Below are 13,994 nucleotides of genomic sequence, written 5' to 3'. Positions count from 1 at the left end.
TTTCGGCAGGCCGGTTTTTTGCGGAAACAGGGAGGTTTGAGAATGGGTTACCAGGCTGGAGAATATGACGTGATTGTGATCGGCGCGGGACATGCCGGCTGCGAGGCGGCGCTGGCGGCCGCGCGGATGGGCTGCAATACGCTCCTTTTAACCATTAATTTGGATATGATCGCTTATATGCCTTGCAATCCATCGATCGGCGGGCCGGCAAAAGGCCATGTGGTGAGGGAAATCGATGCGCTCGGCGGGGAAATGGGGCGCAATATCGATAAAACGTATTTGCAGCTGCGCATGCTGAATACCGGAAAAGGCCCGGCCGTCCACGCTTTGCGCGCGCAAGCCGATAAAGTTCTGTATCAGCAAACGATGAAAAAAACGCTGGAAAAGGAACCGAATCTGACGCTTCGACAAGCGATGGTGGAAGAATTGATCGTGGAGAATGGAAGCTGCGTCGGCGTCGTTACGAAAACGGGCGCCGAGTATCGCGGCAAAACAACGGTTTTGACGACCGGAACTTATTTGCGGGGCAAGATCATTATCGGCGAGTTAATGTATGAAAGCGGCCCGAACAACCAGCAGCCCGCCGTGAAATTGTCGGAGTCGCTGCGCAAACACGGGTTCCGATTGATCCGTCTGAAGACCGGCACCCCCCCGCGCGTCAATAAAGATTCGATTGATTTTGGCAAAATGACGATTCAACCGGGAGATGAAAAACCGCGGTTTTTCTCCTTTGAAACGAAAGAGCCGCTTAAAGAAGAACAACTGCCGTGTTGGCTGACATACACATCCCCGGAGACGCACGATATCATTCAGCGGAATTTGCATCGTGCGCCGATGTTTTCCGGGCAAATCGAAGGGATCGGCACGCGTTATTGCCCATCCATCGAAGATAAGATCGTGCGCTTTGCCGATAAACCGAAACATCAGATCTTTTTGGAACCGGAAGGGCGAAAATCGAACGAATACTATGTGCAGGGTTTGTCCACCAGCATGCCGGAGGAAGTGCAGCTGCAAATGTTGCATTCCGTTCCGGGGCTGGAAAATGCCAAATTGATGCGCACCGGCTATGCGATCGAGTATGACGCGGTGGAACCGGACCAACTCTGGCCTTCGCTTGAGTCGAAAGTCGTGGCCAATTTATTTACGGCCGGGCAAATCAATGGCACGTCGGGATACGAGGAGGCCGCCGGACAAGGCATTATGGCCGGGATTAACGCCGCGCGCAAAGTCCAGGGCAAAGAACGAATCGTTTTGGACCGATCGCAGGCTTACATTGGCGTCATGATTGACGATCTGGTCAACAAGGGCATTACGGAGCCGTACCGCTTGCTTACATCCCGCGCCGAATACCGGCTTTTGCTCCGCCACGACAACGCCGATCTGCGGCTAACCGACATCGGCTATGAAATTGGCTTGATCAGTGAAGAACGTTACCGGACGTTTTTGCGGAAGAAACAATTGATTGAGCAGGAATTGAACCGATTGCAAGCGGAAAAAGTAAAGCCGGACGAACGCGTGCAACAGCTGCTTGCGGCAAAAGCGTCCGCGCCGCTGGAAAACAGCACTACCGCGGCCAATTTGTTGCGCCGGCCGGAAATCGGATACTCCGATTTGGCACAAATTTCCCCTTCTCCGTTTGAACTGGATGAAGAGATGAAAGAGCAAGTGGAGATTCAAATCAAGTATGCCGGATATATTGAAAAACAATTGGAGCAAGTCGAACGAATGCGGAAGATGGAAAAGAAGAAAATTCCCGCCGATCTTGATTATAGCGGAATTCACGGTATTTCAACGGAAGCGAAGCAAAAGCTCTCGCGGGTTAAACCGCTGTCGATCGGGCAAGCGACGCGCATTTCCGGCGTAAACCCGGCTGATATTTCCATTTTGCTGGTATATTTGGAGCATTACAATAAAGTTGTCGCGGCTAGGAGTTAACGCCGATGGATACGTTGGAGCGGCATTTTACCGCCTGGCTTAAGGCAAGGAATATTGCGCTCAACGATGCGCAGCTGGCGCAATTTTCCCTGTATTGCCGCGAATTGGCGGACTGGAACGAAAAAATCAATTTAACCGCAATAACCGAAAGGGAAGCCGTTTACGTCAAACATTTTTATGATTCGCTGTCCGTGGCGTTTTTCGTCCCCTTAAACCAAATATCCACTCTTGCCGATATCGGTTCGGGCGCGGGGTTTCCCGGAATACCGCTAAAAATTTTGTTCCCGCATCTGCAGTTGACGATCGTTGATTCATTGCGGAAACGTATTTTGTTTTTGCGCAGCCTGGCCGAAAAGTTGGGGCTTAAAAACGTTGCTTTCGTTCATGCGCGGGCGGAAGACGCGGCGAGAGAACGCGCTTTGCGCGATCATTTTGATTTGGTGACGGCACGCGCGGTTGCGCGAATGAATGTGCTGGCGGAATTATGCCTGCCCTTTGTTAAACCGGGCGGTACATTTGTCGCGATGAAAGGCGCCTCCCTTGGAGACGAATTGAAGGAAGCGCACTTTGCGCTGCAACAATTGGGCGGTGAATTAACTGCCGATCACGAATTTGTCCTGCCGGTTGAGGAATCGGCAAGGCGCCTTGTGGTGATTAAAAAAACGCGCAACACTCCGCGGAAATATCCCCGCAAACCGGGAATACCCGGCAAACAGCCGTTGTTGTAAACATCGCTTGCCAATGTTTCACGTGAAACATTTTTTGTGTTGTGTTTGATCAACGGGCAGGATATTGATGTAATTTGGAGAATATTTAATGTAGTCAAAACAGCAGCCGAACCATTGTGCTTCTATGGCGCAACGCAAACCGCCGTAGAAGCATTTATTGCCTGCGTATGCTTTTTATGCGCTTTTAACGCGTTTTTAAATGGAAGATACGCACCGAATTTCGAGTTTAGGTGGTTGTGGGATGAAGGAGCAAATCTCAAAAATTTTCGGATTGGCGGATCGCCACCCGCAAGAAGAAATAAAGCAAATTCCGGTAAGCGAAATCGTGCCGAGTCCGTATCAGCCTCGCACGGTGTTCGATGACGAGCGGATCGACGAATTGTGTCAAACGATCAAGACGCATGGCGTCATTCAACCGATCGTTGTGCGGATCCGCAATGGAAAATACGAGATCATCGCCGGAGAAAGAAGATGGCGCGCGGTCAGCAAATTGGGCATGCCGGCAATTCCCGGGGTCGTACGTGAAATCAATGATTCGCAAGCCGCATCGATCGCGCTGATCGAGAATTTGCATCGTGAAGGCCTCACGGCGATCGAAGAAGCGGTCGCGTACCAACAGCTCATCGAATTGCACGATTTGACGCAGGAGAGTTTGGCGCAGCGATTGGGAAAAAGCCAATCGACGATCGCGAATAAAATCCGCCTGCTGCACTTATGCGAACCGGTCAAGCAAGCCATGCTCGAACGCAAGATTACCGAGCGGCATGCGCGCGCGATGTTGGCTTTGCCCTCTGCGGAATTGCAAGAGAAAGTGCTCGATGAAGTTTTGAAGAAAGAATTGAATGTGAAGCAAACGGAAGCGAGAATCAAGTTTCTGCTTGAATCGGCGAAAATCAAAAAAACCAAACGCATTTCCTTGGCCAAGGATGTTCGACTGGCCATCAATACCATTCGCCAGTCCATTGAAATGATATCCGGAACCGGATTGAAAATAGAAACCGACGAAAAAAATTACGATGACCGCTTGGAAATTGTTATCCGCATTCCAAAAAACAATTGAGATTACCGCCCGTAAAACCGCTTGAACTTACAGGATAGATCGATTATTGAGGTGAATGAATTGGGTAAAATCGTTGCCGTTGCGAATCAGAAAGGCGGAGTCGGCAAAACAACCACTTCGGTGAATTTGGGCGCTTCGTTGGCATCTTTGGGAAAGAAAGTTTTGTTGGTGGATATTGATCCGCAGGGAAATACAACGAGCGGAATTGGAATTAACAAAGCGGATGTCATGTATTGCATTTATGACGTCATTATCAATGAAGCGCATCCGAAGGATGCGATTGCGGAAACAAGCATTCCCAATCTCAAAATACTTCCGGCGACCATTCAGTTGGCAGGGGCGGAAATTGAACTGGTGCCGACGATATCCCGTGAAGTCCGCCTGAAAAAATCGCTGCAATTAATCAGGGACCAATTTGATTATATTTTAATCGATTGCCCGCCGTCGTTAGGCATCCTGACCGTGAATTCGCTAACCGCTGCCGATTCCGTGCTCATTCCGATACAATGCGAATACTATGCGTTGGAAGGATTGAGCCAATTGTTAAATACGATTCGCCTTGTGCAAAAACACCTGAATACCAAACTGCAAATCGAAGGCGTGTTATTAACGATGTTTGACGCCAGAACCAATTTGGGCATTCAGGTGATTGAAGAAGTGAAAAAATATTTCCAGCAAAAAGTGTACCATACCATCATACCGCGCAATGTTCGGCTGAGTGAAGCGCCCAGCCATGGACAGTCGATTATTACGTATGATCCGAAATCCAAAGGCGCGGAAGTCTATATGGAACTCGCGAAGGAAGTGATGCAAGTTGAATAAACGTCTCGGTCGGGGATTGGATGCGCTTATTCCTTCACTGGATATTAATGAGGATGATAAAGTCATCGAGATTCCGGTTGCAAAACTGCGGGCGAACCCTTACCAGCCGCGGAAAACATTCGATGAAGACAGCATCAGCGAACTGGCCGCGTCGATTAAGGAGCATGGCGTCATTCAGCCCATCATTGTTCGCGAAGTGCTAAAAGGTTACGAGATCATCGCCGGCGAACGCCGATGGCGGGCTTCGCTAAAATGCGGCCTGGCGGTTATCCCGGCCGTAGTGCGCAAATTCACCGATCAGCAGGTTATGGAAATCGCGTTGATCGAAAATTTGCAAAGAGAGGATTTAAATGCGATAGAAGTCGCCGCAGCTTACCAGAACCTGATCGATAAATTTTCCTATACTCAGGAAGAATTGTCGCTCAAAGTCGGGAAATCGCGCTCGCATATTGCAAATTTTTTGCGGTTGTTAATTTTGCCGGAGAAAATCAAAGATTATGTTTCACGTGGAACATTGTCAATGGGACATGCCAGAGCGATTGCCGGCATCAAGGAAAAAGCGGCGCAGGTCGAGTTGGCTGAAACCGCAATCAAGCGCAATTGGAGCGTGCGCGACCTCGAAGAAGCCGTACAGCGACTTGAAACGAATGAGCGAAAACCGAAAAAAACAAAAGTGGTGAAAAAGAATCCGTTTATCAGCCGGATGGAAGACCAGTTGCGCGATAAATTCGGCACGACGGTAAAAATTAAACAACAGAATGAGAAAGGTGTCATCGAGCTGCAGTATTATTCCCGGGATGATCTGGAACGATTGCTGGATCTGCTGCAAGTTGATGTTCGTTAACATGTTGCAGACAGAAGCTTGATGCAAGCAGTTGCATACCGGACTGGTCTTTCGCACGCGGAGGGCGGATATGGTATGCTTTATTTGTGTGGCGCGGATCGGGAAGATGCGGCCGTTGGAACAGACAAGAGGCAAAGTTGCCGCCGGCTTTGGGAGTGGAGATAATGGCGCGAGTGTATTATTTTGATCACGCGGCTTCATCATGGCCGAAGCCCGAACAAGTGATAAACGCAATGACCGAAGCCGTCCGCGATTTTGCGGCCAATCCGGGCAGAGGAAGCCACCGGCTGGCTATCCAGGCCAGCAGGGTGTTGCTGGATACAAGGAACAGCATAGCCAAGCTGTTCGGCATTCATAATCCAAATGATATTGTATTTACGCAAAATGCAACAATGGCGCTGAATATGGCAATTTTAGGATATGTCAGGCCGGGTTCGCATGTGATTTCAACGATGATTGAGCATAATTCCGTGCGCAGACCGCTCGAATACGTGAAAAAGACCAGAGCGGCCGAAATCACCTATCTTCAGGCCGACGCAAACGGCAATATCAGCCTGAAGGACCTGGAAGATGCGTTCCGTCCGCATACGTCCCTGGTTGTATGTTCCCACAGTTCCAATTTGCTGGGGACCATCTTGCCGATTGCGGATATCGGCGCCATATGCCGCAAAAGAAAAGTGCCGCTGCTTGTCGATGCCGCGCAAACGGCCGGAACCTATCCGATCGATGTTCAATCGGCGGGCATACATATGCTTGCTTTTCCCGGACACAAAGGTTTGCTTGGCCCGCAAGGTACCGGAGGTTTGTATATTGACCCGGCGATCGACCTTGAACCGATCCTGTTCGGCGGAACGGGGAGTTTGTCCGAATCCGTCGAGCAACCGAACGTTCGGCCGGACCGCTTTGAGGCGGGTACACAAAATACGGCGGGAATTGCCGGGCTTGGCGCAGGCGTGAAAGTTGTCTTGCATGAGACGGTGGAAAAGATCCATCATAAGGAGTGGCTTTTAACACAGCGGTTGATGGAAGGTTTGTCGCGGATAGACGGCATCAAAATATACGGTCCGAAACCTGGAGACGATAAAACGGGCATTGTCGCCTTTAATTTCGCCGAATTGGACTCAGCGCAGGCAGCCTTTATTTTGGATCGGGAATTTGGCATCTGTGTCCGCAGCGGCCATCATTGCACGCCATTGGCGCATCAAAGCGCCGGCACGCTGGAAAGCGGCGCGGTGCGCGCAAGCGTCGGGTTTTTTACGACGAACGAAGAAATTGATTATTTTATCGATGCGGTAAAGCAAATTGCTTTGTCGTAAATGAACATCGCGGCAAACATGAGGGGGAAGCGGGACATGTTTAGTCTGGACACCGTGCAATCATACGATTTTCTGATCATTTTGGTTGTAATCACGGTATTATGGCTAAGTTTGCTTGTTTGGACGGCCGCATTGACTAGCAAGCTGGGCAAACTGAAAACAAGATTGAATCAAATGTTGGGCGGGGCCGGCGTAGCCGATCTGGAACAGGTTCTGCGCAATCTGCATCAAAGGGTAGACAACCTGGAGGCCGGACATAAAGACAACGCCGGGCAAATCGCCGCCATTCTGGACCGTTTGCGAGTTGCCAAAACCAATGTGGCAATGAAACGCTATAATGGATTCGGCGAGCACGGCAATGATCTAAGCTTCAGCTTGGCCATTGTTGACGATTTGCAAACCGGGCTGGTTTTGACCGGTATTCACAGTCGCGAGCAAACATTTGTCTACGCAAAGCCCGTTGTAAAGGGCGAGTCGCAATATGCCCTTACTCCGGAGGAAATCCAAATGATTCAGGAAGCGGCAAATCGGAAGCAATCGTAAGACCGGTTGCGGACCGCCAGGCGGAGATGGCAGCGAGCAGACTGCCCGCGATAATCTGGGACATTTTCATAACAATACTAAGCCGCGTATTTTGCAGCACAAAATATTCCATAAAACCCCCGACATTCACAATGCCGGTCATATGGATGTCTCCGATTGGAGGCAAATCCTTGTTAACTCCCGCGCCGGGTTTGACCGGTCCGCTGTCCAGGCGGATATGCCCGACGCTCGCCGATTGGCCAAGACAGGCGTCAACGGCTACTATATACGGATGCGCAAAATTGCGTTCGATCAAGCTTACGGTATCCTGTAAATTAACGGCGTGCACAGGTTCATCCAACGTGCCGAACAATGCAAAGCCTTTCTGTTCCGCCAAAGACAGTTTGGTTCCGACAAGCGGCCCGAGCGAATCGCCGGTCGATCTGTCGGTGCCGATGCAAACAAGCACAAGCTCGCGCCAGGGAGAAAGCGTGGAAAATTGCTCATACAGCGCTTTGCCGAGCCGTTCCGTGGCGTCGTGATCATGGCTGGATACCTTGACGGGCAATGCGGATTCGGCGCGCGAACGCGAAAAAGTCGATAATAATGCCACGATGCACCTCCATAAATTGACCGTTCAATATAGTATATGTCCTGGGCAGACAAAGTATACTAGCAGATACACGGCTATATGAAATAAGAGACAGATAGGGGGTTAAGAGCCACGGAAACGGACTGGCTCCCGTATGGATAAATGATAGAGAAATGGTTAATCGCATTTGACTCTACGCAACAGGCGCTGCGTGCAGAAATGCTGCTGGATTACGCCGGAGTAGAGATCGACCTTTATCCGACACCCAAAGAAATTACCGCGGGCTGTGCGCTTTCCATATCGTTCCCGGGAGAAGCGCTGGTTTTGACAAAAAAAGTGATCGTTGCCGAACAAATCGAAATCAGAGGCATTTTTTATGAGGAACTGGGCCAATACCGACAAGTTCCGCTGGATGCGGGAGAGGCTGAAGCCGAAAGCCGGCGCCGCCAGGGCGAAGTGAAAGGAATGGGTGAATATGACGAACATGCTGGCAGCTAAGTTTGCATTTTATGAGAAATTTATCGGCTACTTCACGGAACCGGAAACGTGGCTTGATATTGCCGCAACCGTTTTAAAGATAGTCCTGATTTACATTGTCGGAAAAATCGTCAAAAAAATAATCGTCAAAGCGATCGGGCACGTGTTGAAGGAACGGGATCGCAATCCGCTTAAGATCGACCAGAGGCGGGCGGCAACGCTCGGAAAATTGGCCGGCAACATCGTATCGTACGTCATTGATTTCATCGTTATTTTGATGATTTTAAGCCAATTGGGTGTTGATCTGGCTCCGTTGCTGGCCGGCGCGGGAGTGATCGGCCTCGCGATCGGGTTTGGCGCTCAAAGTTTGGTAAAAGACGTGATCAGCGGCTTTTTCATCATATTCGAAGACCAGTTCGGGGTCGGCGATGTCATCCAAACCGGCAATTACTATGGAACGGTCGAAGAGATCGGGTTACGGGTTACGCGCATTAAAAGCTGGAAGGGAGAAGTTCATATTATCCCGAACGGGTCGATTTCCGAAGTCACGAATTATTCGCTGAACAATTCAGTGGCGGTAGTGGATATTGCTCTTGCATACAGTGAAAATATCGATCGCGCTCTGGAAATCATCCGCAGCACTATGCGACAAATCAGCACGGAAAACGAGGATATCGTCAAGGAGCCCGACGTTTTGGGACTGCAGGCGATCAGCGCATCCGAGGTGGTTGTGCGCGTAACGTGCGAATGCAAACCGTTGACGCATTTTGGCGTGGAAAGACAAATAAAAGCCGAAGTCAAAAAGAAGCTTGACGAGGCGGGAATAGGAGCGCCATATCCGCATATGGTCATGATTCAAAAATCGTAAAAGGTGGTATGAGGAAATGCAACCAAAGGAGTTTAAATTGGGTGATATCGTGCAAATGAAAAAACCGCATCCTTGCGGCACGAACGAAATGGAAATCATCCGCATGGGTATGGATATCAGGATCAAATGCATGGGCTGCAAATCAAGCATGCTCATGCCACGCGCCAAATTCGAAAGCAAGTTGAAAAAGGTGCTTCGTTCCGCGCCGAATCCGGAGTCGTAATTTCTTGAATTATGCTTGTAATTACGCACAAAATTACGCATTTAAAGCACTTTTTCCCGTTGCGATTGGTTAAGCTTTTGTGGTAAAATGTCTTTTGTCGTCTTGAATATGCGGAAAGGTACCCAAGTGGTCCAAGGGGGCTGACTCGAAATCAGCTAGGCGTCGCGAGGCGTGCAAGGGTTCGAATCCCTTCCTTTCCGTATTCGCTTTTTTTTTCATACAGGTTGCGCCAAGCCGATACAATCCTCCTACAAAAAGTAGGGGGTTTTTTCGCATAAAATCCGGCCTCGCTGCGGCCTGTTTATGCCACTGACGATGACGCCATGTTCTTTTAACGTTTCTTACGTATCCATTTGCGGTTTTTGTTGGTCGTGTCCGGAAATTTATCGCCTTTTTTCAAGGATACGATTTTTGGATCATTGATGCCCATATGGAAATCATTCTCCCCGACTTCCATATACTCACCGGTGTTCGGCGCGCGATCACCTTTTTCAAATTCGCTCCATTCGCCCATCCGCTTCACCGCTTCCTTTACGTTAGTGTATTTCGTCATAGCGTTAACATGCCCACCGGCGGCCATGATATACATTGGCACAGGCATACGTAACATGTGGCGTCACTAAAAGTAGGAAACGGCTGAAATAGGGAAAGGAATCGCAGGTATTGGTGTAACGGTCGTATATGCGGCTATTTTGCGGAAAAACGCCATGTGGAAATTTTAACGGGCGCAGGTGATGTTATTGGCTGAACTCCATCCTTTTAAACTATGAAAATGGGCAAATAAGCGCATTGGCGTCCGTAAGAGCATGCCCCTCAAACGTGCGACGGGTAGGAGAAAGGACGATTGATTATTAGACGGCGGGCGAAACGGCAGGCGAACAGCGCGCAGCGAGCCCGGAGCTTAACCGCAACGTGTGGCGGAAAGACTGGGCCAATGCCGCCAATTTAAGGCCAAGGTTCAGCCGGAAGCGCTCCTGTCCGTGTTTGCCGCAGCCAGAGAGCGCCGCCGCCAAAAAAACCGGGCGCTTCCCGCATACTTACACTTACTGCACCCCGTCTATCCACTTCCGTTGAAATTCGGCAATCGCTTCGTATTCTTCCGCGAGTTTGCGGGAAATGCGAATAAAAACCGGCAGCAGTTGTTGATAGATTGCCGTATTTTGCTTAATGGGCCCATGCCTGTGTGTGGAGCCGACCATGTCAATGGCAATGTCCAACGAAGCGGTTCTGCCGGTCGCAAACAAACCCAGCACCGCCGCGCCAAGACAGGAGCTTTCAATACTTTCGGGGACAACCACTTCCAGGCCGAAAATATCCGCCATGATTTGCCGCCATAACGGAGATCGGGCGAACCCGCCCGTCGCGTGAATTTTTTTCGGTTTGGCAATATGCTCCTCCATGGCCAAAAGCACCGTGTACAAGTTGAAAATAACGCCTTCCAGAACGGCGCGAATCATATGTTCCTTTCGATGGTGAATCGTCAGGCCAAAGAACGATCCGCGGGCGTTGGCGTTCCACAGCGGCGCCCGTTCGCCCGTCAAATACGGGTGAAAGAGCAATCCTTCCGAGCCCGGCGGCACCCGTTCGGCAATTTTCATTAATAAATCGTACGGATCCATCCCCAGACGATTTGCCGTCTCGACTTCCGCGGCGGCGAATTGGTCCCGCGCCCACCGGAGCAAAACACCTCCGTTATTGACCGGACCGCCGATCACCCAATCCCGCTCGGTCAAGGCGTAGCAAAAAATTCGTCCCATAGGATCGGTCGTCGGCTTGTTCACTACTGTGCGAATCGCTCCGCTCGTGCCGATTGTCGCCGCAACAACGCCCGGTTTGATTGCGCCAACGCCCAGATTGGAAAGGACGCCGTCGCTTGCCCCGACGATGAATGGCGTCGTAACGGCTAGCCCCGTTTCTTTGGCATAAACGGGATCCATCCCTTTAAGCGCATAGGTAGTGGGCACAAGCCGGGAAAGTTGGCTTCTCGTAATGCCGGCTACCGCCAACGCTTCATCATCCCAGTCCAGTTTTTCCAGGTTCATAAGCCCGGTCGCCGAAGCCATGGAATAATCGATCACATAGTCATGGAACAGTTTGGCGAAAATATATTCCTTGATAGAAATAAATTTTTTTGCCTTCCGAAATAATTCCCCGTGGTCATGACGAAGCCACATCAGTTTCGGCAGCGGGGACATCGGATGGATGGGCGTTCCCGTCCGCATATAGATCTGATGCCCAACCTCTTCGCGTTTCAAACTTTCCGACCATGCGGCGCTGCGGTTATCCGCCCAGGTAATGCAGCGGGAGAGCGGTTTGCCTTCGTCATTGATCGCGATTATGCTGTGCATGGCTGAACTGAATGAGACGAACAGCACATCCTCTGGTCTGGCCCCGCTTTGCTGCAACGCCTCTCGCAATGTTTCCACAACCGCCCGGAAGATTTGTTCGGGGTCTTGTTCCGCTACCGCCGGAGTCGGCGTAAACAGAGGATACCCTTTGTTCGCCGAGGCCACAACCTTCCCGGATTCCGTAAACAAAACGGCTTTCGTACTTGTTGTTCCGATATCTACGCCACACATCAACTGCTTGTCCATCGAACAAACCTCCCGCTTCCTCAATCTTGAAATTAGAATAACCGTGTAAAACCGGGATGGTCAAGCCAAGCGCCAAACTCCTTGATTTTGCGGTATCGATATTGATTATGCGTTATTTTAGACCATCCAAACATAATTTAAGATAAAACTGTAAACGTTAAAACTACAATAAGGAGTGAATGCTATGCGCCAATCATGGAAGCGCCTAACCGCACTCATGCTGTCGCTTGTGCTCACGCTGGCCTTGGCGGCTGGATGCGGTTCGAATAATAAGCAGGCAAATGAGGGCGAAGCCAGCCCGGCGCCGGGACAAGCCGCGGAAACGGCGGCGCCGACGCAAAATCCGCAGCCATACGCCGGGCAGACAATCAAGATTGTTATGGCGAATCATCCTTGGGCGGATGCTATTAAACAACTGCTGCCCCAATTTGAGCAAGAAACCGGAATCAAAGTTGATTTGACGAGTTATTTTGAGGACCAGTTGACGCAAAAATTAACCGTTCAATTCACTTCCGGCTCCACCACGCCCGACGCCTTTATGTATCGTCCTTTGCAGGAAGGCAAACTGTATTATATGAACGGATGGCTGGAACCGCTGGATTCGTATGTAAATAAAGACGCGGAATATGATTTCAACGATTTTTCCAAGTCGGCGGTCGGTTCGACCACGGTTGACGGTCACATTGCGGGCGTTCCGATCATCACGGAACAAGAAATCTTGTATTACCGGAAAGACTTGCTCGCGAAAGCCAACCTGGAAGTGCCGAAAACCATCGATGAATTGGTTGCCGCAGCCAAGAAACTGCATGATCCGCAAAACGGCATATATGGATTTGTGGCAAGAGGCCAGCAGTCGGCCTTGGTTACCCAGGTGTCTTCCTTCATTTATTCCGAAGGGGGAGATTTCTCCAAAGACGGAAAAGCTACGGTCAATACTCCGGAAGCAATCAAAGGCATGTCCATTTACGCTGATTTGCTGAAAAATTATGGTCCTCCGGGAGTAGCCAATATGTCGTGGCCGCAAGCAATCGGGATTTTTGCGCAAGGGAAAGCGGCGTTTTATACCGATGCCGATTCGATTTATAAAAATGCGACGGATCCCAGCAAGTCCAAAATTGCCGATCAAGTGGGCTTTGCGGTATTTCCCGCCGGGGATGCGGGTTCCAAGCCCTACAACGTAACTTCATGGGGGCTCGCAATCAATTCCAAGTCCGCGCATAAAGATGCGGCATGGGCCTTCGTCCAATGGGCCACAAGCAAAAAGATTGTGCTGGAAACGCAAAAACAAGGAAATCCGGGAGCGCGCCAATCCGTTTGGAATGATCCCGAAGGCATCAAAGGTTTCCCGCCGGAACTCGCTGCCATCATTAAAGAAGAATCGCAGGGCGGAGTCGATCATGACCGTCCGGTAGTGGTAAACGTCGGGGAAGCCAGAGACGCGGTCGGGGCAGTCGTTCTGAAGAAGGTATTGGATGAAAATGTGGATATCCAGGCTGAAGCGAACGAAGCAAACAACAAACTGCAGGCCATTATCGATAAGGATACGAAAAAATAACAGATCTTCTTCTGTGATTGCACGTACGCGGTAATACAGGCAGCAAATTTCTGCAAAGGGTCTGATTTCAGGCCCTTTGCTCTTTAAAAGGCAATTGTTGTAACAGAAAGGGTGAATATCGACATGGGATACAATTGGCTTGATCGCAACTTGAAGTGGGTTTATACCGCCCCTTCCGTCATTTTTGTGCTGGTTATGATGGTATTTCCGATCGCTTACACGTTTCGGCTCAGCTTTTTTCAATGGAGTATGTCTGCCGTTACGCCGCCGGAGTGGGTCGGGTTCGGCAACTACATTGGCTTGTTTAAGGACCCCAGATTCTGGAATGCGCTATATTTGACCATTTACTATACGGCCTTTGCGCTTGCCGTCGAAACCGTTCTGGGTGTGGCCATCGCTATGCTGTTTTTCCGCAAATACAGAGGCGCCAATATCGTCAAAACACTGTTTCTGTTGCC

General features: G+C 50.2%; 14 protein-coding genes, 1 tRNA gene and 1 pseudogene. 13 read left to right on the top strand and 3 right to left on the bottom strand.

The genetic code is table 11. The features are described 5' to 3' along the window. The first annotated feature begins 42 nt into the window (after positions 1–42). The 7 genes from mnmG (at position 43) to VF260_04775 (ending at position 7,248) form a co-directional block, all read left to right on the top strand. Positions 43–1,935, top strand: coding sequence for a tRNA uridine-5-carboxymethylaminomethyl(34) synthesis enzyme MnmG (mnmG, locus tag VF260_04805; protein ID HEX7056502.1), 1,893 nt, complete (start codon positions 43–45; stop codon positions 1,933–1,935). Positions 1,936–1,940: 5 nt separating this feature from the next. Beyond that, positions 1,941–2,663 (top strand): 16S rRNA (guanine(527)-N(7))-methyltransferase RsmG, encoded by a 723-nt coding sequence (gene rsmG / locus VF260_04800; protein ID HEX7056501.1) that lies wholly within the window; start codon positions 1,941–1,943, stop codon positions 2,661–2,663. Positions 2,664–2,904: 241 nt separating this feature from the next. Beyond that, a complete protein-coding gene (noc, locus tag VF260_04795) occupies positions 2,905–3,723 on the top strand; it encodes a nucleoid occlusion protein (protein HEX7056500.1) in 819 nt (272 codons plus the stop codon). A gap of 60 nt (positions 3,724–3,783) precedes the next feature. Then, positions 3,784–4,545: an AAA family ATPase gene (locus tag VF260_04790; GenBank protein ID HEX7056499.1), complete on the top strand. Its 762-nt coding sequence runs from the start codon at positions 3,784–3,786 to the stop codon at positions 4,543–4,545. Continuing rightward, positions 4,538–5,389: a ParB/RepB/Spo0J family partition protein gene (locus tag VF260_04785; GenBank protein ID HEX7056498.1), complete on the top strand. Its 852-nt coding sequence runs from the start codon at positions 4,538–4,540 to the stop codon at positions 5,387–5,389. Before VF260_04790 ends, VF260_04785 begins: the two co-directional genes overlap by 8 nt. A 164-nt stretch (positions 5,390–5,553) precedes the next feature. Then, positions 5,554–6,705, top strand: a complete 1,152-nt coding sequence (locus VF260_04780; protein ID HEX7056497.1) for an aminotransferase class V-fold PLP-dependent enzyme — start codon at positions 5,554–5,556, stop codon at positions 6,703–6,705. A 36-nt stretch (positions 6,706–6,741) separates the two neighbouring features. Then, positions 6,742–7,248 (top strand): DUF4446 family protein, encoded by a 507-nt coding sequence (locus VF260_04775; protein ID HEX7056496.1) that lies wholly within the window; start codon positions 6,742–6,744, stop codon positions 7,246–7,248. Here VF260_04775 and yyaC read toward each other — a convergent pair. Next, on the bottom strand, positions 7,193–7,840 hold the full coding sequence (gene yyaC / locus VF260_04770; GenBank protein ID HEX7056495.1) for a spore protease YyaC: 648 nt from the start codon (positions 7,838–7,840) through the stop codon (positions 7,193–7,195). The genes VF260_04775 and yyaC overlap by 56 nt on opposite strands. 141 nt (positions 7,841–7,981) lie before the next feature. Between yyaC and VF260_04765 the strand changes: the two are divergent. The 4 genes and pseudogenes from VF260_04765 (at position 7,982) to VF260_04750 (ending at position 9,587) form a co-directional block, all read left to right on the top strand. Beyond that, positions 7,982–8,194: pseudogene (locus tag VF260_04765) on the top strand (DUF3343 domain-containing protein). Between the two features lie 100 nt (positions 8,195–8,294). Then, the gene (locus tag VF260_04760) at positions 8,295–9,164 is read left to right on the top strand and encodes a mechanosensitive ion channel family protein (protein HEX7056494.1); all 870 of its coding nucleotides are present in this window, start codon (positions 8,295–8,297) and stop codon (positions 9,162–9,164) included. A gap of 16 nt (positions 9,165–9,180) precedes the next feature. Beyond that, positions 9,181–9,387: a DUF951 domain-containing protein gene (locus VF260_04755; protein ID HEX7056493.1), complete on the top strand. Its 207-nt coding sequence runs from the start codon at positions 9,181–9,183 to the stop codon at positions 9,385–9,387. Between the two features lie 112 nt (positions 9,388–9,499). Then, a tRNA-Ser gene (locus VF260_04750) sits at positions 9,500–9,587 on the top strand. Positions 9,588–9,718: 131 nt separating this feature from the next. Here the strand turns inward: VF260_04750 and VF260_04745 are convergent. Continuing rightward, a complete protein-coding gene (locus VF260_04745; protein ID HEX7056492.1) occupies positions 9,719–9,901 on the bottom strand; it encodes a YjzC family protein in 183 nt (60 codons plus the stop codon). A 529-nt stretch (positions 9,902–10,430) separates the two neighbouring features. Continuing rightward, complete coding sequence (gene gntK / locus VF260_04740; GenBank protein HEX7056491.1) at positions 10,431–11,981, bottom strand: gluconokinase; 1,551 nt, start codon at positions 11,979–11,981, stop codon at positions 10,431–10,433. Positions 11,982–12,165: 184 nt separating this feature from the next. Here gntK and VF260_04735 point away from each other — a divergent pair, with 184 nt between their 5' ends. Then, positions 12,166–13,536 carry a sugar ABC transporter substrate-binding protein gene (locus tag VF260_04735; GenBank protein HEX7056490.1) on the top strand — a complete coding sequence of 457 codons (1,371 nt, stop codon included), beginning with the start codon at positions 12,166–12,168 and terminating at the stop codon, positions 13,534–13,536. A 123-nt stretch (positions 13,537–13,659) separates the two neighbouring features. Then, on the top strand, positions 13,660–13,994 hold a 335-nt coding region (locus VF260_04730), incomplete at its 3' end, for a sugar ABC transporter permease (protein ID HEX7056489.1).

Source organism: Bacilli bacterium (assembly GCA_036381315.1).
Taxonomy (GTDB): Bacteria; Bacillota; Bacilli; order Paenibacillales; family KCTC-25726; genus DASVDB01.
This window is presented reverse-complemented; position numbering and strand designations above follow the sequence as displayed.

What these genes read in the sequence shown, in the direction of transcription:
- VF260_04775 (HEX7056496.1), top strand. Translation starts at nt 6,742, where the DNA reads ATGTTTAGTCTGGACACCGTGCAATCATACGATTTTCTGATCATTTTG.
- VF260_04755 (HEX7056493.1), top strand. Translation starts at nt 9,181, where the DNA reads ATGCAACCAAAGGAGTTTAAATTGGGTGATATCGTGCAAATGAAAAAA.
- noc (HEX7056500.1), top strand. Translation starts at nt 2,905, where the DNA reads ATGAAGGAGCAAATCTCAAAAATTTTCGGATTGGCGGATCGCCACCCG.
- rsmG (HEX7056501.1), top strand. Translation starts at nt 1,941, where the DNA reads ATGGATACGTTGGAGCGGCATTTTACCGCCTGGCTTAAGGCAAGGAAT.
- VF260_04735 (HEX7056490.1), top strand. Translation starts at nt 12,166, where the DNA reads ATGCGCCAATCATGGAAGCGCCTAACCGCACTCATGCTGTCGCTTGTG.
- VF260_04780 (HEX7056497.1), top strand. Translation starts at nt 5,554, where the DNA reads ATGGCGCGAGTGTATTATTTTGATCACGCGGCTTCATCATGGCCGAAG.
- mnmG (HEX7056502.1), top strand. Translation starts at nt 43, where the DNA reads ATGGGTTACCAGGCTGGAGAATATGACGTGATTGTGATCGGCGCGGGA.
- VF260_04745 (HEX7056492.1), bottom strand. Translation starts at nt 9,901, where the DNA reads ATGGGCGAATGGAGCGAATTTGAAAAAGGTGATCGCGCGCCGAACACC.
- gntK (HEX7056491.1), bottom strand. Translation starts at nt 11,981, where the DNA reads ATGGACAAGCAGTTGATGTGTGGCGTAGATATCGGAACAACAAGTACG.
- VF260_04760 (HEX7056494.1), top strand. Translation starts at nt 8,295, where the DNA reads ATGACGAACATGCTGGCAGCTAAGTTTGCATTTTATGAGAAATTTATC.